Source organism: Arthrobacter sp. YN, from assembly GCF_002224285.1.
Classification (GTDB): Bacteria; Actinomycetota; Actinomycetes; order Actinomycetales; family Micrococcaceae; genus Arthrobacter.
This window is the reverse complement of record NZ_CP022436.1, coordinates 1,113,949-1,133,179: the sequence shown is the minus strand read 5'-3', so window position 1 is coordinate 1,133,179 and position 19,231 is coordinate 1,113,949. Positions and strand designations below refer to the sequence as shown.

Here is a 19,231-nt window from a genome sequence, read left to right as displayed (position 1 = left end):
TTGGGGTACACGCGGCTCATTGGCGCGCCAGCACTTGGGGGCATGCTGGCGAGCCCCGAACCGGATTGTTTCTAGCGGAGGGTAAAGAAGGAGGACGTGCCCGTGGAGGCAGCCGAGTGAAGGAGCGTGCCCTGTCCCGGGTTCAAAGCGCTGATCATCATGCCGTTGCCAACGTAGATGCCTACGTGTGCTCCGCCGTTCTGCATGACCAGGTCACCGGGGGCAGGAGTGCTGGTGGGCTTCATGGCCGTCCAGGCATTAACGCGGGGGATGCTGATGCCGGCCTGGGCGTAGACCCACTGGGTGAAGCCGGAGCAGTCCCATCCGTTGGGCGTGGTGCCGCCCCAGACGTACGGGTGGCCGATTCCGGTGTAGGCGATCGCGGCGAGGCCGGAAGCGGCGGCGCTGGAAGCAGCGTCCTTGGCTTCGGACGACTTCGCGGTCACAGCGCCTGCGGTGGTCTGGTTGCCATTGGCCGCGGTGCGCTGGGTGGTCTGCGAAGCGCGCTGGACAACCTTGGGAGCTTCCTTGGTGGCCACTACAGGACTTTCGAAGGAAACGGTGGCGGTGGGCTCTGCGGTGACTACCGCAGTGGTGACCATCTGCTGGGTGCTGGAGGCTTCCGACTTGGAAACGTCGGTGTCCGCTGCCTGGGCCGGAAGACCGACGCTGAGGACGAGGCCTGAGGCGGCTGCCAGGACGACGGCCTGGCGGCCAACGGTACCGGCGTTGGATGAAACAGCCTTGGAAAGCGTGTTCAAAGGGTTCGTACGAACCGATTCGGCGCGGTGGCGCGCAGGGGTAGTGCGTGATGACACGAAGGTAGCCTCTCCCAATGCCTGCGAGGTGAGCTGTCGGATTCGGATGGGAGTCATCCGGCCACGCTGCTTCAAGGAAGCTTTGCGACTTAACCCCAAGGCCTTCTTGCGAAGACCAGAAGTGGTTCCCCCGCCCCTGCCAGACGATTTATGCGAACGGACCTCGAGTGGTGGCAGAGCTAGGCAATCCACTCAAGTGCACCGGCCCCCTAAAAAGCCGATGCGCTTTGTACGGTACAACAGTTGAACGCGAATGTCACATTCAGGTCACGGGGTGTGTCACGAATGCGAGAGACAACCATCAACTGGACTTAAAGCCAGCCCATGGGGTCAACGACTTCACCGTTGACCTGTACTTCAAAGTGGAGGTGGCAGCCGGTGGAGGCGCCCGTGGTGCCGCTCAGCGCAACAGTATCGCCGCGGCTGACCGTCTGGCCTACTTTGACGGTGAAGGACGACAGGTGGTTGTACGTGGTCTCGAGGCCGTTGCCGTGGTCTACCACCACGCGGTTGCCTCCGCCATACTCGTGCCATCCGGCAAAGGTGACCTTGCCACTGGCCGCGGCGTGGACGGCGGTGCCGCACTGGGCAACGAAGTCCTGGCCGCGGTGGAAGTCACCGGAACCACCCGTGAGGGGGCTGATGCGGTAGCCGAACGGGGAAGCCGTGGTCAGGGTATCCAGGGGGCTGGCCATGGTGCCTGTGGACGAGGCACGCTGGATGCTGTCGGCGGACTGCGCACTGAGCAATTGCTTCAGCTTGCCGTCGGGGTCAGCGGCGGTAGCTACCGCGGCACGGCTGAAGTCGATCTTGGCTGATGCAGCGGCGGAAACCTCGGGCTGGCTGCCACCGGTGACGGCCAGGGCCGATTCGGTCTGGCCGGATTCCGAGGTGGCCATAACCGGGCTGGTGGCCGGCAGACCGACAGTCAGGGCAAGTCCGGTGGCGGCAAGCGCAACTCCGGCCTTTTGCCCGACGCCACTGGCTGCGGCGAAGTCGGCAACCTGGCGCAACGGGCTCTTACGGCGACGCACCTGGCGTTCGGTGTCGCGTGGCCGGATCTCCGATACGACGCGGGCTGGCCGCAGCTCAGCAGCGGGGCCGGACGCGCGGCGGCGACCCCTGACGTTCTGCGTTGTCAAACTCTGTTCCTCTCTAAAAAGCCTGCGAAGTTAGCTGTCGGATTCGGGTCAGAGAGTTCAAAGACCCGGTCCGCACGAAGCGCTCACGGCACACAGGTATCCCAAGAGGGACTTGCGACAATGGGCACTTCTGCTGCGGACTTCACCCCAAGGCTGCTTCTTTAGACAGCCGCTTGTGGTTCCCCCGCCTCTGCCAGTGGTGGATGGCACACCTGTTCCGCTGGCAGAGCTCGGCTCCGGAACAGGTAACGCTTTGGTATCAGCGCTAGTAGATAACTATAGGCGATTAAGGCCCGCAGTAATAAATTCGTTATCAACAGGAACGGGCGTGGCGCGGCAGCCCCCTTATCACTAATCCCGAAAAACCGCAGGTCACACGCGCGCCGGAAGCCCAAAAGTGAGATATGACACCGCGCGAAGGAAGGGTGCGTCAGCCGACGGAAACGAAGACGTGCGCAGCAACCTCGGGCGGAAGTTCCAGGGCACCCTCGATGCCGGGGACCCGGACGGAAATGTACTCACCTACACGCTCCAGCGAGACGGCGGCGCCGGGACGGATGCCGCCCTCATCCAACTGGGTGAGGAGTTCAGGCTCAACCTGGATGGGCTCCGCCAGGCGGGTGACTGCCACGCGGGAATTCGGTGCATAGCCGTCCATGGCCTGCAGGAGGTTAACGTCGAGGCGGGGGAACGGCTGGCTGGCAAGGCCACCGAGGGCTTCGAGGCCCGGGATGGGGTTGCCATACGGGGATTCGGTGGGGTGTTCCAGGAGTTCGTACAGCCGGCGCTCCACGCGCTCGCTCATCACATGTTCCCAGCGACAGGCTTCGTCGTGGACATAGGCCCAGTCCAAGCCAATGACATCAGCCAGAAGACGCTCGGCGAGGCGGTGCTTTCGCATGACCTCGGTGGCACGCTTCCGCCCCACCTCGGTCAGTTCCAGGTGACGGTCGTTTGAAACAATCACCAGGCCGTCGCGCTCCATGCGTCCGATGGTCTGGGAAACAGTGGGTCCGGAGTGCCGCAGCCGCTCAGCGATGCGGGCCCTGAGAGCCACAATGTTCTCTTCTTCAAGCTCCAAAATGGTCCGAAGATACATCTCAGTGGTATCGATCAGATCCGTCATCCAGCTCAGCTCTCCTCGAACGCAGTTTCTTGCGTAATCTCCACCGTACCGCGTCCCTTGCCGGGTGGACGGTGTGCACCGCCGCCCCATGAACGCCAACCACCAGCCTAGCTTATTTGGAATTACTCTGGATAATTTTGGTCGCATATGGTTGGCCGGCGTTCCACGTGGCGGACTATGACGGCCACAGGTTCCTGCCTCCGCGCCGGGTCAGGCAGAATTGGGGTGTCGAAGGGGCAGTTGATGCCACCTGCCACGACCCATCTCTAGCCGATACCCATTGGAGCCACACGTGAGCGACAACAGCATCACCATTCCCGCCGATCTGCTTCCCAAGGACGGACGCTTCGGCGCAGGACCGTCCAAGGTCCGTCCGGAACAGATCGAGGCCCTGTCTGCCGCGTCGTCCACCATCCTCGGCACGTCCCACCGCCAGGCTCCGGTCAAGAACCTTGTGGGTTCGGTCCGGGAGGGCCTCAGCCAGTTCTTCCGTGCGCCCGAAGGATATGAGGTTGTCCTCGGCGTCGGCGGTTCCACGGCCTTCTGGGATGTCGCCGCATTCGGCCTGGTGGAGAAGAAAGCACAGCACCTCTCGTTCGGTGAGTTCGGTTCGAAGTTCGCTGCTGCCACCAACAAGGCGCCGTTCCTTGACGCTTCCTCGATCATCAAGGCCGAGCCTGGCACCCGCCCGGTGTCGCAGGCCGAAGCCGGCGTTGACGTCTACGCCTGGCCCCAGAACGAGACCTCCACTGGTGTAGCCGCTCCGGTAAAGCGGGTCCAGGGGGCCGACGAAGGTTCCTTGATCCTTGTGGACGCCACGTCTGCTGCCGGCGGGCTGGATGTCGACGTTGCCGAGTCCGACGTCTACTACTTCGCCCCGCAGAAGAACTTCGCCTCCGACGGTGGTCTCTGGCTGGGCTTCTTCTCCCCCGCCGCCCTGGAGCGTGCGGCACGGATCAAGGCCAGCGGCCGCTGGATCCCGGACTTTCTGGACCTGCAGACGGCCATCGACAACTCCAAGCTGAACCAGACGTACAACACGCCTTCCCTGACCACCTTGGTCACCTTGGACGCCCAGGTGCAGTGGCTCAACAGCAACGGTGGCCTGGACTTCGCCAGCAAGCGCACCGCGGACTCGGCCAACCGCATCTACTCCTGGGCCGAAGCCTCGGAGTACGCGACGCCGTTCGTCACCAACGCCGAAGACCGCTCAAACGTCATCGCTACCATCGACTTCGACGACTCCATTGATGCCGCAGCCATCGCCAAGGTCCTGCGCGCCAACGGCGTGGTGGACACCGAGCCGTACCGCAAGCTCGGCCGCAACCAGCTGCGTATCGCGACGTTTGTCGCCATTGAACCCGACGACGTTTCCGCCCTGCTTGCCAGCATCGACTACGTGGTGGGCGAACTGAAGAAGTAGCACCCCAGGCTGTCAGTCGGCGTCGTTCGGAAAGTTCCGGACGGCGCCGCTGCCGTTTAACGCCGCCACCCTCGAGGGCGCGCTTACCGAACCGGCCCCGGGCCGCCGTCGTCGTCCTCGTCGGTGACCGGACGGGCCAGCAACGACTCCACCCGGAAATGCCGCAGGCCACGGGCACGGCGGTCGAAACGCAGCCGCAGCTGCTTGGCACGGATGATCCAGGCCAAGCCCACGACGGCGGCGCTGACGCCGGCCAACGCTGCAACGCCCACGGCCCACCGCGGCCCGCCAACGTTGGCCACCCACCCCACCAGCGGCGCTCCGATAGGGGTGCCACCCATGAAGATGGCCATATACAAGGACATGACCCGCCCGCGCATGACAGCCTCGGTGGTGGACTGCACGTAGCCATTGGCGCTGGTGATCAGTGTCAGGGCGAACAGGCCACAGGGAACCAGGGCCAGTCCGAAGAGCATCGCGTTGGGGGCCAGCGCCGCCAACGCGCTGGCGACGCCGAATCCACCGGCGGCAATGAAGATCAGCCGCAAGCGCGGCCGACCACGTCGGGCAGCCAACAGGGCACCCGTCACGGATCCGATGGCCATGACCGAATTCAGCAGTCCAAAGGCGCCGGCGTCCATTCCGAACTGGGTGCCCACCATCGCGGCAATGAAGAGGGGAAAATTGAGTCCAAAGGTGCCCACAATGAAGACGGCTGCCAGGACCACCTGGATATCGGGTCTGTTGCGGACGTAGCGGAGGCCCTCACGGATCCGCCCTTTACCCGCGGCTGCCCGGGGCTGGACTCGAAGCGAGGATGCCGGAATGAGCTTCAGCGCCCAGAGCATGGCAACAAACGACACAGTGTTGATGAGGAACACCCAGCCCGGACCCACCACCACCGTCAGCACGCCGGAGACGGCCGGTCCGATCATCCGTGCCACGTTGAAGGAGGCACTGTTGAGGGCCACGGCGTTGGGCAGGTATTCGTCGGTAACCAGCTCGGAGACGAAAGTCTGGCGGACGGGAGCGTCCAAGGCCGTCACAATGCCCAGCAGCAACGCGAAGACATAGACATGCCACAGTTCAGCCACCCCCAGCAGCACCAGGATGCCCAGGCCCGTACTCAGGAGCGCCATGGCTACCAAGGTGATGAGGAGCAGTTTCCGCCGGCTGTAGCGGTCGGCCAGCAGTCCGGCCCAAGGGGCAAGGAACAGTTGGGGACCCAGTTGGAGGGCCAAGGTAATACCCATGGCTCCGGCGTCGTGCGCGGTCAGGTGGTCAAAGACCAACCAGTCCTGCGCGGTGCGTTGCATCCACGTGCCGACGTTGGAGATCAGGGCACCGAAGAACCAGATGCGGTAGTTGAGGATTCCGAGTGACCTAAAGGTGGACATCAGCGTCCGCCCCTACTCTGGTCACCCCGGGTTTCCGCAATGCTTATTCAGCCCCGGTTTCGTCGTGGTCATCTTCAGGATCGTCAGACTCGTCGGGATCGTCGGACCCGTCCGCGTCCTCGGCATCCTCAGCGGGCCCAGTCGCCTCGTCTTCATCCGCCTGCACGGACTCTTCCGTGACGTCCTCCACGGTTTCCTCCACCAACGGAGTCTCGTCCTCAGGGCGGACACGCTTGGCCCACGGAACCCATTCGGGCGCCAGGATGGAGTCCTCGGAGGGCAGCAGGCCAAGTTCGCTCACAGTGACGATCTTGGACCGCGAGTTGCGGGTCACCACTGCGTACCACTGCCATCCGCCGTAGCCGGCAAGCCTGGATTCAAACAGGTGGGTCACCACACGGTCACCCTCCGACTTGGCACCGAGGTGCGCCCCGATTTCGCCAGGGTTGGCAATGCCCTCCACTGCCTCACGGGCAACCTCGACGGCGGCAGCGAGGAAGGCGTCCGGCTTGCCGGTGCGCCACACGGGCAAACCGGCGCGCGGCTTGTCCGCAACCGGCTTCCGCGCGGGGGCTTCCCCGATGCCAGGAGCCCGGGCATCGTCAGGGCCGGCTGCAGGGTTTGCCTGGGCGTCCCTTCCGGCCTTTGTTTCCTGTGCGGATTCCGATGTCATGGCCGGTCCTAGGCTTCCAGCTCGTCGGCAACCTTGCGCAGCGCCAGGCTGATGGCCTTGGCCTTGTTACCGTCCGGGTACTTGCCGGAGGACAACGAGCCGGAAAGGTTGTCCAGAACCGTCACCAGGTCCTGCACCATGGGGGCGAGGTCCTTGGCGTTCATCCGCTTGGCCTTGGCAAGGGAAGGCGTCTTTTCCAGGACGCGCAACCCCAGCGCCTGTGCTCCGCGGCGGCCGTCGGCTACGCCGAACTCCACCCGGGTTCCAGCTTTGAGCTCCGTTACGCCCGCAGGCAGGGACGTCTTGGGCAGGAAAACTTCCTGGCCGTCCTCAGCCGCGAGGAATCCAAAGCCTTTTTCCTTGTCATACCACTTGACCTTGCCGGTAGGCACGTAATCAACCTTCTTCGTTTCTTGCTGTGGGAGACACGTCGGGCCAAACACCGCATCCGCAGGGTTCTGCGGGATCGAGGGTGACAGCCCGGTCCGTGTTGGTCTGTTCCTTCAAGGTTATCCTGCCCGGCCCGCTATTCCCGCCTTGCCGCGATCACGCCGCGATCACAGAGGGCAGGAGCGGCACCCAAAGGGCGGCAGTGACGCAGCAATACCTCCCGTTCCGGCGCTGCTGCTAGCGTTGATGACATGACTTCCCCGGGTTACCGCCGCCCCCTCATGATCATCGCCGCAGTGATTGCGGTGGCCTCGTTGGCCGCCGTCGGCGCCGTCATGGTGATCGCTTACAACAGCGGAGCGGCCCCGGCGTGGATTACGTGGACTGCCCTTTACGGCTTGCCCGTAGCCTTCATGCTGGCAGTGGTCCTGGTGTTGGACGCTGTCCGCCAGCGCCGCCGGCAATAACCGCCCCACCTACAAGCAACTGTCCTGCTGACAGGCAGCAACGCCCCGGGGGCGGTAACGTTGGATTGATGTCCCTCATTCGCGCGCTCAGCAAGGAACTGGAAGCGCGCAGCGACGATTCGCTGCGGGCTTTGTTTGCTGCGCGACCGGACCTGATCTCCCCCATGGCCCCCGACTTTGCGGCCCTGGCTGCCAGGGCGAGCGCCCGCGTCAGTGTGCAGCGGGCCTTGGAACGGCTGAACAAGCCCGAGATGCAGGTCCTGGAAACACTTCACCTCTGCACCAACGCCGATACCGGCCACAGCATTTCCGCAGCCGGCCTGAAGAAGGTCATTGCCGGGTCCACTCTTTCGGCACTGGACCCGATCCTCGCCAAATTGCAGGAACTGGCACTCATCCATCGCGCGGATCCGCCCGCTGGCACACCGACCACTTCCTCGCGCCAGCGCTTCTACCTTCCTGTGGGCAGTCTCAAGGACGTGATCGGCATTTACCCGGCCGGCCTGGGCAGGAGCTACACGGAACTGGTGCGGCTGCAGCCGGCCTTTGCCCAGCGGGTAGTGCAGTTGGTGGCCGAACTTCACCAGAGCGGTGCCGGTATCCACCCTGCCAGCACCCCCATGGATGCTGCCCTTGCGCTCCAGCGCTGGACCTCCACACCGGAGGGCCTGCGCTCCATCCTGGCAACGGCACCGGAGCGGACTGTTGGCCTCCTGGATAAGTTCGGCAGTTGGGCCATGGGCGCAGTACCCCAGGCGCAGCGGCGGGCCTCCGTCACCCACGAAAGTCACGACGTCGGGCCTATTGACTGGCTGTTGGCGCGCGGCCTGCTGGTCCCCTTGGACGCCGGCCACGTGGAACTCCCCCACAGTGTGGGCCTTGCGCTCCGCGGCGGCGCCATTGTGGATGACTTCACGCTCTCGCCACCGGTCCCGGAGTTGGGCCACACTAGCGCCGCCCTGCGCCGCAACGCTGCCATGGGGGCCATCGCGGAGATCCTGCGGCTGACCGGTGAACTGCTGTTCGCTGTGCGGGAGCAACCCCTGGCCACCCTTCGGAGCGGTGGTGTGGGTGTGCGCGAACTGCGGCGCCTTGCCGAGTCCATCCGTCTGGGCGTCCATGAGACCGCCGTCCTCCTGGAGTTGTGCGCCATGGCCGGACTGCTCCGCCTCGACGTTGACAGCTCCACGTGGGTGCAGCCGCCGTCGCTGGAGTGGCTCAACCTCCCCCGGCAGGAACAGTGGCTTTGGTTGGTCAATGCCTGGCTGGCCAGCGAGCGCGCACCTTCTCTGGTGGGCCAGCCGCTCACCGGTCCTGCGTCGTCGGCAGCCTCCCATCAAGGCGCCGCTGGTACCACCATCAACGCGTTGTCCGCGGAAGCGCAGCGACCTGATGCCCCGGTGGTCCGACGACGCGTCCTTGAAATCCTGCATGAACTCACTGCGGAAGCCGCCGCGCCGGATGGTAAAGCGCCCGTCCTGGACGCCAGGGCTGTCCTGCAGCGGGCCGAGTGGGCGCAGCCGCGGATGTCCCGGCGGTTCAGTTCGCTGGTCCGCGGCATTCTTGAGGAAGCCACGCTCCTGGGCCTGATGGGCTCCGGTGCGTTGACGCAGTTGGGCGCGGCCATTGCCGACGCCCAACCCGAACAGGCCATGACCATTCTCGGCGAGCATCTGCCCGCTGCGGTGAACCACATCCTCCTGCAGGCCGACCTCACCGCCGTGGCCCCCGGATACCTGGCTCCGGAGCTGAGCGAGACACTGCTGTTAATGGCCGACGCCGAGGGGCAGGGTCCTGCGTCCATCTACCGTTTCTCCGCTGCCACCATCCGCAGGGCGCTCGACGCCGGGCAGGATGCGGAATCGCTGTTGGCATTCCTTCGGGAGCACTCGGCCACGGACGTGCCCCAGCCCTTGGCGTACCTCGTCCAGGACACGGCGTCCCGGCATGGCCGCTTACGGATCGGCACCAGTGCCAGCTTCATCCAAAGCGATGACGAAACTGCCATCACCGATTTGTTGCGCGAGGCCCGTACGTCCGCATTGAGCCTGGTGCGTATCGCCCCGACTGTCCTGACATCCTCAGCCAGCCCCCGGGAAACTGCACGCGTGCTGCGCGAGCTGGGACTTTCCCCTGCCGTGCAAGAAGCCGAGCCCGCCGTCGTGCGTTTCAAACGGACAACAGCGGTGCCGGGCAGTGCCCGCCCCGTCTACACCGCGCCGCGGACGGCTCCCCCGGACGACGACGTTGATGCACAGTTGTCGGTCCTTCGGCAGCACCGCGGAGTGCGGTCCGAAGCGGCGGGCGAGGCGTCCACGCAGCTTGGCCTGGAGACCCTGCAAACGGCCATCCGGCTCAAACAGGCCGTCACCCTGAATGTGGTGGACAGCTTGGGGAATGCCAACACTGAAACCGTTGTTCCTGTATCCGTCTCCGGTGGACGTGTCAGGGTGTTCGACCCCGCGAAGGACACCGAACGGGTACTGTCCATCCACCGGATCATCGATGTGGAACCCGCAGGAGAACTGCGCTCGTGAAAAGGACTCAACAGTGACCGACGGTCCGCTGATCGTACAAAGTGACAAGACCATCCTGCTGGAAGTGGACCACGAGCTCGCCACCGAGGCCCGGCATGCCATTGCCGCTTTTGCAGAGTTGGAACGCGCCCCCGAGCACATGCACAGCTACCGCCTGACACCGCTGGGCCTCTGGAACGCGCGGGCCGCGGGGCTGGACGCCGAGCAGGTGCTGGACACCCTGCTGAAGTATTCCCGCTTCCCTGTGCCGCACGCCCTGCTGATCGACATCGCAGAGACCATGTCCCGCTACGGGCGGCTGCGCCTGGAGAAGGATGCCCAGCACGGTCTGGTGATGCGCACCGATGACTACCCCGTGCTGGAGGAAGTCATCCGTGCCAAGAAGATCGCTCCCCTGCTGGGGCCCAGAATCGATGGCGAAACCGTGGTGGTGCATTCCTCGCAGCGGGGCCAATTGAAGCAGCTGCTCCTCAAACTGGGATGGCCGGCGGAAGACCTGGCCGGGTACGTGGACGGGCAGCCCCACCTCATCATGCTGGACGAGAGCGGCTGGCAGCTGCGCCCGTACCAAAAGCTGGCCACGGAGAACTTCTGGGCCGGCGGCAGCGGCGTCGTCGTACTCCCCTGTGGTGCCGGCAAGACCTTGGTGGGTGCGGCAGCGATGGCGACGTCCTCCACCACCACGCTGATCCTGGTTACCAACACCGTCTCGGCCCGGCAGTGGAAGGATGAGCTGCTCAAGAGGACCTCCCTGACCGAAGACGAGATCGGCGAATATTCCGGAGCCGTCAAGGAAGTCCGCCCTGTCACCATCGCCACGTACCAGGTCCTCACCACCAAGCGTGGCGGGCTCTACCCGCACCTGGAACTCGTGGACGGGCACGACTGGGGACTCATCATCTACGACGAAGTCCACCTCCTGCCCGCCCCGATTTTCCGCATGACCGCCGACCTCCAGGCCCGGCGCCGCCTTGGCCTCACAGCCACCTTGGTACGGGAAGACGGCCGGGAGGGTGAGGTCTTCAGCCTCATTGGGCCCAAGCGGTACGACGCACCGTGGAAGGACATCGAAGCGCAGGGCTACATCGCACCCGCAGACTGCGTGGAAGTCCGCGTGGACCTGCCCCGCGACGAACGGGTGGCCTACGCCATGGCCGATGACGCGGACAAGTACAGGCTCTGCGCCACCTCGGAAACCAAGACCAAGCTGGTGGAAGACCTCGTAGCGGTCCACCAAGGCGAACAGTTGCTGGTGATCGGCCAGTACATCGACCAGCTGGACGAGATCGCCGAGCGCTTGGACGCTCCCCTGATCAAGGGCGAAACCACCGTCAAAGCACGGCAGAAACTTTTTGATGCCTTCCGCAAGGGTGAGATCCATACGTTGGTGGTGTCCAAGGTGGCCAACTTCTCCATCGACCTTCCGGAAGCGTCAGTGGCCATCCAGGTGTCGGGCTCTTTCGGCTCACGCCAGGAAGAGGCACAGCGGCTGGGCCGGCTCCTGCGTCCCAAGCAGGACGGCCGCGCCGCCCGCTTCTATTCGTTGGTGGCCCGCGACACCCTGGACCAGGATTTCGCCGCCAAACGGCAGCGTTTCCTGGCCGAACAGGGCTACGCCTACCGGATCATGGATGCCAAGGATGTGGGCAAGGACGTAGGGCAGGAACAGTAAAGGCCCCGGCTAGAAGCGGCGAACCCTTGCTATTGACCTCCAGCAACTTTACGATTCCAAGTGAAGCTCTCCGCCCTTAATGGTTGCCCCCGGTCCAGGCAGCCAGGCGGCCAGCCGTCGGCGGTGGGGGAAGCCCGCAGCCAGGGAGCCGGCGGTTCGAAAGGCCTAGAAGAATCTGAGAATTTCCACCAGAGGATTCCCCAATGCGCAAAGCCCTCTTGGTCCTCTCCGCGATCGTCCTGCTGTCAGCACTCGCACAGCTGTTCTTCGCCGGATACTTCCATTTCCAGAACACCATCGAAGCCCAGCGTGAAGCGGGCGTTTACCACGCGGTGAACGGACAGTACGTACTCCGCTATTCAGCACTGCTGGCCGCCATCGTCGCTGCCATTGCCCGGATGGGATCCCGGACGATCTGGTTGGCTGCAGGCATTTTCCTGCTGACGTGGCTCCAGTTGTTCATTTTCATCATCGGCGGCATGCTGACCGGTTCTTCGCCGGAATTCATCACCCCGGCGGGCTCGTGGGTTGTCTCCATCCACCCGATCGTCGGCGTGATGATGATCTTCATGTCGTACTGGCTGTTCAACCGCGCCCGGGCGGCAGCCCTCAACCCACAACCGCTGCCTCCCAAAGCTGCATCCTCGGATGCTTCAACGTCGCCCTCAACAGCCTGACCAGCGGCAGCTGTGACTACCTCGCAGCTGCTGGCGGTTGACCTGGTGTTGTCCGTCCTCTCCGCCGGCGCCTGGATCACCGCTGTTTGGTTGACTGTTTCCTCAACCAGGTCCACCACCAACCGCAAGGTGGCCACGTCTCGGGCAGCCGGCCTGGGCGTGCTGGTGGTGGGTGTCGCCGTCGCATTGACGGTGGCGCGTTATGCCTTACTTCCTGCTTTGGTGGCCGGCAGTTGGTGGTTTGCCAGCGAACGCACAATCATCAACCTGCCTCTGACCGCCATCCCCGCGGCTTGGGCCGCGCTGGCCGGTGTTCCGTACTTGCTGAGGAGGCGGAACACCGGCTCCTCAACTGATGGAACAACACCGGCACGCCCGGGCCGGGAAAAAACGGCCCGGTCCCGGGAGTGGGCAGTTTTGGCCCTGGTGGCAGCAGCGGCGTCGGCTGTGGCTTCCCTCGCCCTGACGTTCATCCTGGGACCGTTCCCGGCACCGTGGAGCCTCGCGGTGATGCTGGCGCTGATGGCTTTGACTGTGCTGCTGGCCAAGCTCGCGCTGTTCACGCCCCGCCGCCTCAACCGGTCAAAAAGCGGAGTTGAGGGCGGCGTTGCGCCAGGACCTGGGGATCGAACCAGCGGCCCTCCCCCATGGGGCAGGCGTCCGACGGCGGCTGCCGCGGTAGCCGGGCTCATGGCGTGTACCGCTTTGGGCTCCGGAATCTTTGCTTGGCTGGGGAGCCGGTCAGCGGACGGTGCGGTGATCTCGGCCGCCGTCGGGCATCACGAGGGTGGCAACGCCGCGTCCGTTGCGGATCCGACGCCCGTGACCAGGCTTCTGGGCGAGTCCCCTGCCAATCCCGTGGTCAGGCGCTACGAGCTCACGGCCCGGGTGGAGCAGGTGACGCTGCCGTCCGGCCAGCGCACGGAAGCGTGGACGTTTGGCAGCCTTCCGGGCCCTGCGTTGGAGGCCACGTTGGGGGAGGTGATGGAGGTGGAGCTCAAGAATCGCGATGTGACTGCCGGTGTCACCCTGCACTGGCATGGGTACGACGTTCCCAATGCCATGGACGGAGTAGCCGGCGCAACCCAGGATGCGGTGATGCCCGGGCAGTCCATGACCTATCGCTTTACTGCCGCCCAAGCCGGCACCTACTGGTATCACACCCACCAGGATTCAGCCGAGGGGGTCCGCAAGGGCCTCTACGGCACCTTCGTCGTGCACGATCCCACAGCGTCCCGCGCAGAAATGGACATCGTGGTGGCCGGACACGACCTCAGCGGTCTGGGGTTGCTGGGCTCCTCAGACCGCAAGAGCATGTATTCGGCCGCGCTGGGATCGAGCGTCAGAATGCGGCTCATCAACACCGATTCCCTGCCGCAGCGCTACCTCGTGGAGGGGACGTCCTTCAAGGCGGTGGCGGTGGACGGGACCGAGGTGAACCAACCTGGCGAGGTGTCCGACAAGCTGGTGCGGCTGGGGGCCGGTGGCAGGGTGGACATCGCCTTCACCATGACGGACCAGCCCGTGACTCTTCGCTCCGACTCCGCGTCCAGCGCTGTTGTTGTGGTAGCTCCGTCTGACTCCCCGGACATCACCGTCCCTGAGAAGGCCCCTCCCGGCATCTTCAACACCACCCCTGTGCTCGACCTGCTGGAGTATGGCGAACCAGGAGTCGAGCCAAGGCTGGAAGAGGCCACCATCACTCGGGAAGAGGTGGTTGTCCTGGACCGGCAGTTCCGTTTTGTTGACGGCATACCGCGGTACGCGTTTACGGTGAACGGGGCGGCGTACCCGCTGGTTCCGTCCATCGATGTCGCTCTCGGTGACACCGTGAAAGTGACGGTGGTGAACCGAACGGCGGACCCCCACCCCATGCATCCCCACGGCCACCACGTCCGAGTGCTCAGCAGGAACGGTGTGGCACCCACGGGGTCGCCACTCGTCCTGGACACCGTGGACGTGCTGCCGGGGGAAGTGTGGGAGCTGCTGCTCCACGCCGATAACCCCGGGATCTGGATGGACCATTGCCACAACCTGGATCATGCAGCTGAAGGAATGATGATGCTGCTGAAGTACCAGGGCGTGTCATCGCCGTTTGTCCATGGTGGGCATTCGGGTAACCGGCCTGAATAGTGCAGGCGGTTCAGCGCCTAAGCAACCATCCGGCGGGTGTGCTGGACGGTGACGTGGTCCACCACTGCCCAGCAATCCTCGTCACGGAGCTGGGCATTGGCGAAGCGCTCGGCGGCTGCGAGGTCATGGAAGTCCTCACGCCTGACCCTGCCGGTATCGCTGTCGAGGTAGGTCACGTGGAACTCGATGTCCGCTGTGTCCTGGTGCTGGTGGATGCTGACTGGAGCTGCTGTGGTTGCCATGTTTCAAGTGTGGAACGGGGCACTGACATTATTGGAAGCATCCCTGGGCGTGTTCGGATTTAGCCGCATTCAGGCGGCGGTGAGGTACCGCGCGGATACTTCACGCACCGTATCGCTGAGAACGTCCAATACCCTGGAAGCCGTCTTCCAGCGCTGCCAATACAGTGGGACATCGAAGGGTCTCTCCGGGGCAAGTTCAATGAGGCGGCCGTCGGCAATATCGGGTCCGCACTGGACCTCCGGGATCAGTCCCCAGCCCAGGCCAAGCCGGATCGCGTCACCGAAATCGTGGGAGGCCGGAACATAGTGGCGGGGCCCGCGCCGTTCCGTCACTGGTTTCCCGGCTGCGCCCGGCCACGACTGCACAAAGGCCCATTGATAGGTGTCCTTGCGGTCGAAATCCACAGTGGGGGCCGCATTGAGGGCCTCGCCGTCCAGGCCCTTGGGGAAATCAGGGAACCACCGGTCCACATAGCCCGGCGCCGCGACGGCCCGGTACCGCATGACGCCCAGGCTTTCCACACGGCACCCTTGCACGGGCTCGGGGGTCGCAGTCACTGCAGCCATGACTGTACCCGAGCGCAGCAGGGACGTTGAATGCTGTTCATCGTCCCGGTGAAGGTCGAAGGTGACATTGAGATCGTCGGGGACACCCGCCAGCGCCTGCAGGAACCACACCGCCAGCGAGTCCGCGTTGACCACGATCGGCACGGCAAGACGCGCACCGTCCGTACCCAACCCGAGCTCCCTTCCTGCATCCGCTTCGAGCTGCGCCACTTGGCGGGCCAAGCGGAGGACCACCTCGCCTGCTTCGGTGGCTTTGACCGGGTTGCTCCGCTGCAGCAGAACACGACCCGCAGATTGCTCCAAGGCTTTCAATCTCTGGGAGACAGCGGAGGGCGTGATGTGCAGGAGGCGCGCTGCGGAGTCCAGTGTGCCCTCGGAGAGGACGGTGGCGAAGGTCAGCAACTGCTCGGAAGGAAACTGCGGCATAAGAACATCTTATGCCCCATCAGAATCATTAGCTGGTCTAAAGTAATGAGCGCCCGTAGTTTCGAAAGATGACTTACACCGATTTCTTTCACTCCGCAGGCCTCGGCCTTGTCACAGGCCTGGCCCTCATCGTTGCCATCGGCGCACAGAACGCCTTCGTACTGAGGCAGGGAATCCGTGGCGAGCACATCGTCCCGGTCGTGGCGGTGTGCGCGTTGTCCGACGCCGTGCTGATCGCTGCCGGTGTCCTTGGCACCGGCGCCCTCATTACGGCAGCCCCGGCCGCCGTCGTCGTTCTTCGCTATGTGGGGGCGGCCTTCCTGGTGACGTACGGCATCATGGCGGCCCGACGCGCACTGCGCCCGCAGTCGCTGACCACGGGAGGCGAGTCGACGAACGACGGCGGCGCGAAACGCGGCGTCGCAGCAGCCGTCACCACCGTCCTGGCACTGACATGGCTCAATCCGCACGTCTACCTGGACATCGCCCTGCTCGGTTCCATTGCCAGCGCGCAAGGGACTCCCCTGCAGTGGTGGTTTGGGGCCGGCGCCATGCTGGGCAGCATCCTCTGGTTCTGCTCCCTGGGCTTCGGTGCCCGTTTTCTCCGTGGCTTCTTTGCGAAGCCCCTGTCGTGGCGGTTCCTGGACGGCGGCATCGCCGTGACCATGGTGGCACTGGGAGCGGGCCTGGCGTTGGGTGCGTGAGGTGACGTTGGGCGCGCGAGAAGCCGCGATCGTGCGGGGCGTGAGCCTCATCCAGCCACGCAGTCCGCTCACATGCAGCGTCCAGAGAACTCCCAGTTTCTGGGAGCATCATGGATGTCATGAAGAAGAACGGCCCCGAAGCCAAGCTCCTTGTCGTCGATGACGAACCCAACATCCGCGAGCTGCTCTCCACGTCCCTGCGCTTTGCAGGTTTCGAGGTCGTTGCCGCGTCCAATGGCCGCGAAGCCCTCGCCGCAGCCGATCTCCATTCTCCGGACCTCGCTGTCCTGGACGTCATGCTCCCGGACATGGACGGCTTTACGGTGACGCGCCGCCTCCGCGCGGCCGGCAAGCACTTCCCCGTCCTGTTCCTGACCGCGAAGGATGACACCGAGGACAAGGTCACCGGCCTGACCGTGGGCGGGGACGACTACGTCACCAAGCCCTTCAGCCTCGACGAAGTGGTAGCACGCATCCGCGCCGTCCTCCGCCGCACGCAGCCGCTGGAAGACGACGACGCCGTGATCCGCGTCGACGATCTTGAACTCGACGACGACGCCCACGAGGTCCGCCGAGGCGGCACCGTCATCGAGCTGTCCCCCACCGAGTTCAAGCTCCTCCGCTACCTCATGCTGAACCCCAACCGGGTACTTTCCAAGGCCCAGATCCTGGACCACGTCTGGGAATACGACTTCAACGGTGACGCCTCGATCGTTGAGTCCTACATTTCCTACCTGCGCCGCAAAGTGGACATCGACCCCGACGCCGCCGCCCTCATCCAGACCAAGCGCGGCGTGGGCTACGTGCTGCGAACGGCAGAGAAGCGCTGACCTTGCTGCAACGCTGGAAGTCGGCGTCCCTGAGATCGCAGCTCGTCGCCATCATCATGGGCCTGCTCCTGTTGGCCCTGGCGGCGACGGGCTCCGGCACGTTGACGCTTGTCAAGAGCTACCTGCAGGGCCAGGTTGACGACAAACTCAAGGCCGCTGTCGCGCTGGCGCAGGAACAGGAAGGCTTCAACAAGCTTGCACAGCCCAACCCGGCCACGCCCACCGACTCCGCCGTGCCCACGGACTACTCGCTGACGCTGTACCTGTCGGGCTTCGAGGCTTACCCCTACGGCGGCAGCCAGGGCGATCGTCCCGCAATCACCGACATCACCCCGGCTGAAGCCAAACTCCGCGGTAACTCCCCCTACCAGGTCAAGGGCACTGCAGGTAGCAACTGGCGCGTCGTGGCCGTTGGCGTCACCACCTCCGACGGCCGGAACGGCGTCATGATCATCGGGCTGCCGCTCACCCCGGTGGACAAAGTCATGGAGCATGCCGTCCTGGTAGTGGTAGGCGTTGGCCTGTTGACCCTCGTGTTGGCGTTCTTCATCGCAACCTGGACCGTGGCACGGTCCTTCCGCCCGTTGGCCAAGGTGGAGAAGACTGCTGCGGCCATTGCCGCCGGTGACCTGTCCCGCCGTGTGGAAGTGGATAATCCCCACACCGAGGTTGGTCGGCTGGGCGGATCCCTCAATGCCATGCTCGCCCACATCGAGGCTTCCTTTGCTGCCCGAGCCGCTTCCGAAGGGCGCATGCGCCGCTTTGCAGCCGACGCCTCCCACGAGCTTCGCACGCCCTTGGTCACCATCCGTGGTTTCTCGGAGCTCTACCGCCAAGGTGCGCTGACCAGCCAGGACGACGTGGCGATGGCGATGGGCAGGATCGAAAGCGAAGCCAAGCGCATGGGCTCCATGGTGGAAGATCTGCTGATGTTGGCCCGCTTGGACGAGCAGCGTCCGCTTCAGCTCAAGCCCGTGGACCTGCAACTCCTGGCACACGATGCCATGGTGGACACCAAGGCATCCTTCGGGGACCGCAGCATCACGCTTACAGGACTCGACGGCGCCTCCCCCACCGCTGCTCCCGTCCAAGGCGACGAAGCCAAACTGCGCCAGGTCATTGGCAACCTGGTGGGCAATGCTTTGAGGTACACACCGGAAGGAAGCCCCATCGAGCTTGCTGTCGGTGTACGAACAACGCCGACCGGATCAGTTTCAGTGATCGAGATCCGCGATCATGGTCCCGGTATCCCGGATGAGGAAACCAACAAGATCTTCGAACGGTTCTACCGCGCGGATACGTCGCGCACCCGGGAGACGGGTGGCAGTGGACTGGGTCTGGCGATTGTTGCCGCCATCGTGGGCTCCCACGGCGGTACCGTGCGGGTCACGGAGACCGACGGCGGCGGGGCGACTATGGTGGTCAGCCTTCCGTTCCGTGAGGAGCCAGCCGAGCTGGTATCAAGCTAGCGCACGCTGCTGGTTATGCCCGGTTCTGCGTTCGCGGTCGTATGGCGTGAGGTTGTCCACATAACTGCGTCGTCCGGCACTTGTCCACATAGCGGCGAAGCTGTGTTCCAGGGTTGCAGGCGGGTGCCTAGGCTCAATGATGTGGCCCACGCATCCCACCGCAACCTGCGGAACATCCTCGTCGAAAGGCACCACCCATGAGCGTCATCTCCGTCGATACCGAGTTGCTGCAGCTCAAGTCGGCCAATGTCAAAGGAACCGTGGATCGCATCAGTTCTGATGTGCTGACCATGAAACGGGGCCTGGACGAACTCGAGGCAACGTGGCGCGGATCTGCCGCCACCAACTTCCAGTCCTTGGTCCTTGAATGGTCCATTACCCAGGGCAAAGTGGAGGCCTCGCTCGCGTCCATCAACCTGGCGCTGTCCTCGGCCGCAGCGAGTTACTCCGAGGTGGAGCAGGGAAACACCCAGCGCTTCGCCTACTAACCATCCCACCCATGAGCTCCTGCGGGGCCGGCTGTCTTCCCCCTGTGCAT

At 64.4% G+C, this 19,231-nt stretch carries 18 protein-coding genes and 2 riboswitches; of the genes, 10 read left to right on the top strand and 8 right to left on the bottom strand.

Features of this window, described 5'->3' with window-relative positions; translation table 11 throughout:
* Nucleotides 1-71: 71 nt before the first annotated feature.
* The 3 genes from CGK93_RS05265 to CGK93_RS05255 form a co-directional block, all read right to left on the bottom strand.
* Nucleotides 72-818, bottom strand: a complete 747-nt coding sequence (locus tag CGK93_RS05265) for a C40 family peptidase (protein ID WP_269768474.1) — start codon at nt 816-818, stop codon at nt 72-74.
* 4 nt (nt 819-822) lie between these two features.
* Nucleotides 823-983, bottom strand: a riboswitch (cyclic di-AMP (ydaO/yuaA leader).
* 146 nt (nt 984-1,129) lie between these two features.
* The gene (locus tag CGK93_RS05260) at nt 1,130-1,960 is read right to left on the bottom strand and encodes a M23 family metallopeptidase (RefSeq protein ID WP_089593911.1); all 831 of its coding nucleotides are present in this window, start codon (nt 1,958-1,960) and stop codon (nt 1,130-1,132) included.
* Nucleotides 1,961-1,964: 4 nt separating this feature from the next.
* Nucleotides 1,965-2,179, bottom strand: a riboswitch (cyclic di-AMP (ydaO/yuaA leader).
* Nucleotides 2,180-2,390: 211 nt separating this feature from the next.
* Complete coding sequence (locus tag CGK93_RS05255) at nt 2,391-3,086, bottom strand: metal-dependent transcriptional regulator (protein WP_089593910.1); 696 nt, start codon at nt 3,084-3,086, stop codon at nt 2,391-2,393.
* A gap of 292 nt (nt 3,087-3,378) precedes the next feature.
* On the opposite strand from CGK93_RS05255, the gene serC reads away from it, so the two are divergent.
* A complete protein-coding gene (gene serC, locus CGK93_RS05250) occupies nt 3,379-4,509 on the top strand; it encodes a phosphoserine transaminase (protein WP_089593909.1) in 1,131 nt (376 codons plus the stop codon).
* 83 nt (nt 4,510-4,592) lie between these two features.
* On the opposite strand, the gene CGK93_RS05245 is transcribed toward serC, so the two are convergent.
* From CGK93_RS05245 to CGK93_RS05235, 3 genes are read right to left on the bottom strand one after another with little or no spacing between them, the layout of a single operon-like run.
* A complete protein-coding gene (locus CGK93_RS05245; RefSeq protein ID WP_089593908.1) occupies nt 4,593-5,906 on the bottom strand; it encodes an MFS transporter in 1,314 nt (437 codons plus the stop codon).
* A gap of 43 nt (nt 5,907-5,949) precedes the next feature.
* Nucleotides 5,950-6,579, bottom strand: coding sequence for a DUF3027 domain-containing protein (locus tag CGK93_RS05240; protein WP_089593907.1), 630 nt, complete (start codon nt 6,577-6,579; stop codon nt 5,950-5,952).
* Nucleotides 6,580-6,587: 8 nt separating this feature from the next.
* Entirely contained in the window at nt 6,588-6,971 is a 384-nt protein-coding gene (locus tag CGK93_RS05235; protein WP_089593906.1) for a cold-shock protein, read from the bottom strand.
* Nucleotides 6,972-7,220: 249 nt separating this feature from the next.
* Here CGK93_RS05235 and CGK93_RS05230 point away from each other — a divergent pair, with 249 nt between their 5' ends.
* The 5 genes from CGK93_RS05230 (at nt 7,221) to CGK93_RS05210 (ending at nt 14,455) form a co-directional block, all read left to right on the top strand.
* Nucleotides 7,221-7,436: a hypothetical protein gene (locus tag CGK93_RS05230; RefSeq protein ID WP_089593905.1), complete on the top strand. Its 216-nt coding sequence runs from the start codon at nt 7,221-7,223 to the stop codon at nt 7,434-7,436.
* A gap of 68 nt (nt 7,437-7,504) precedes the next feature.
* On the top strand, nt 7,505-9,973 hold the full coding sequence (locus CGK93_RS05225) for a helicase-associated domain-containing protein (protein WP_089593904.1): 2,469 nt from the start codon (nt 7,505-7,507) through the stop codon (nt 9,971-9,973).
* Between the two features lie 13 nt (nt 9,974-9,986).
* Nucleotides 9,987-11,645, top strand: coding sequence for a DNA repair helicase XPB (locus CGK93_RS05220; protein ID WP_089597211.1), 1,659 nt, complete (start codon nt 9,987-9,989; stop codon nt 11,643-11,645).
* A gap of 203 nt (nt 11,646-11,848) precedes the next feature.
* Nucleotides 11,849-12,322, top strand: a complete 474-nt coding sequence (locus CGK93_RS05215) for a hypothetical protein (protein WP_089593903.1) — start codon at nt 11,849-11,851, stop codon at nt 12,320-12,322.
* Nucleotides 12,323-12,334: 12 nt separating this feature from the next.
* A complete protein-coding gene (locus tag CGK93_RS05210) occupies nt 12,335-14,455 on the top strand; it encodes a multicopper oxidase family protein (RefSeq protein WP_089593902.1) in 2,121 nt (706 codons plus the stop codon).
* Nucleotides 14,456-14,472: 17 nt separating this feature from the next.
* Here CGK93_RS05210 and CGK93_RS05205 read toward each other — a convergent pair whose 3' ends face one another.
* Nucleotides 14,473-14,697, bottom strand: coding sequence for a hypothetical protein (locus CGK93_RS05205; protein WP_089593901.1), 225 nt, complete (start codon nt 14,695-14,697; stop codon nt 14,473-14,475).
* A gap of 69 nt (nt 14,698-14,766) precedes the next feature.
* Nucleotides 14,767-15,690 carry a LysR family transcriptional regulator ArgP gene (locus CGK93_RS05200; protein WP_089593900.1) on the bottom strand — a complete coding sequence of 308 codons (924 nt, stop codon included), beginning with the start codon at nt 15,688-15,690 and terminating at the stop codon, nt 14,767-14,769.
* 68 nt (nt 15,691-15,758) lie between these two features.
* Here CGK93_RS05200 and CGK93_RS05195 point away from each other — a divergent pair, with 68 nt between their 5' ends.
* The 4 genes from CGK93_RS05195 to CGK93_RS05180 all read left to right on the top strand — a co-directional run bounded on the left by CGK93_RS05195 (nt 15,759) and on the right by CGK93_RS05180 (nt 19,181).
* Nucleotides 15,759-16,394, top strand: a complete 636-nt coding sequence (locus CGK93_RS05195; RefSeq protein WP_089593899.1) for a LysE/ArgO family amino acid transporter — start codon at nt 15,759-15,761, stop codon at nt 16,392-16,394.
* 119 nt (nt 16,395-16,513) lie between these two features.
* Nucleotides 16,514-17,224, top strand: coding sequence for a response regulator transcription factor (locus CGK93_RS05190; protein WP_089597209.1), 711 nt, complete (start codon nt 16,514-16,516; stop codon nt 17,222-17,224).
* 2 nt (nt 17,225-17,226) lie between these two features.
* Nucleotides 17,227-18,693 carry a sensor histidine kinase gene (locus tag CGK93_RS05185; RefSeq protein WP_089593898.1) on the top strand — a complete coding sequence of 489 codons (1,467 nt, stop codon included), beginning with the start codon at nt 17,227-17,229 and terminating at the stop codon, nt 18,691-18,693.
* A 197-nt stretch (nt 18,694-18,890) separates the two neighbouring features.
* Nucleotides 18,891-19,181 (top strand): WXG100 family type VII secretion target, encoded by a 291-nt coding sequence (locus CGK93_RS05180; RefSeq protein WP_089593897.1) that lies wholly within the window; start codon nt 18,891-18,893, stop codon nt 19,179-19,181.
* The last annotated feature ends 50 nt before the right edge of the window (nt 19,182-19,231 follow it).

What these genes read in the sequence shown, in the direction of transcription:
- CGK93_RS05205 (WP_089593901.1), bottom strand. Translation starts at nt 14,697, where the DNA reads ATGGCAACCACAGCAGCTCCAGTCAGCATCCACCAGCACCAGGACACA.
- CGK93_RS05230 (WP_089593905.1), top strand. Translation starts at nt 7,221, where the DNA reads ATGACTTCCCCGGGTTACCGCCGCCCCCTCATGATCATCGCCGCAGTG.
- CGK93_RS05180 (WP_089593897.1), top strand. Translation starts at nt 18,891, where the DNA reads ATGAGCGTCATCTCCGTCGATACCGAGTTGCTGCAGCTCAAGTCGGCC.
- CGK93_RS05190 (WP_089597209.1), top strand. Translation starts at nt 16,514, where the DNA reads ATGAAGAAGAACGGCCCCGAAGCCAAGCTCCTTGTCGTCGATGACGAA.
- CGK93_RS05245 (WP_089593908.1), bottom strand. Translation starts at nt 5,906, where the DNA reads ATGTCCACCTTTAGGTCACTCGGAATCCTCAACTACCGCATCTGGTTC.
- CGK93_RS05225 (WP_089593904.1), top strand. Translation starts at nt 7,505, where the DNA reads ATGTCCCTCATTCGCGCGCTCAGCAAGGAACTGGAAGCGCGCAGCGAC.
- CGK93_RS05240 (WP_089593907.1), bottom strand. Translation starts at nt 6,579, where the DNA reads ATGACATCGGAATCCGCACAGGAAACAAAGGCCGGAAGGGACGCCCAG.
- CGK93_RS05215 (WP_089593903.1), top strand. Translation starts at nt 11,849, where the DNA reads ATGCGCAAAGCCCTCTTGGTCCTCTCCGCGATCGTCCTGCTGTCAGCA.
- CGK93_RS05195 (WP_089593899.1), top strand. Translation starts at nt 15,759, where the DNA reads ATGACTTACACCGATTTCTTTCACTCCGCAGGCCTCGGCCTTGTCACA.
- CGK93_RS05255 (WP_089593910.1), bottom strand. Translation starts at nt 3,086, where the DNA reads ATGACGGATCTGATCGATACCACTGAGATGTATCTTCGGACCATTTTG.
- CGK93_RS05200 (WP_089593900.1), bottom strand. Translation starts at nt 15,690, where the DNA reads ATGCCGCAGTTTCCTTCCGAGCAGTTGCTGACCTTCGCCACCGTCCTC.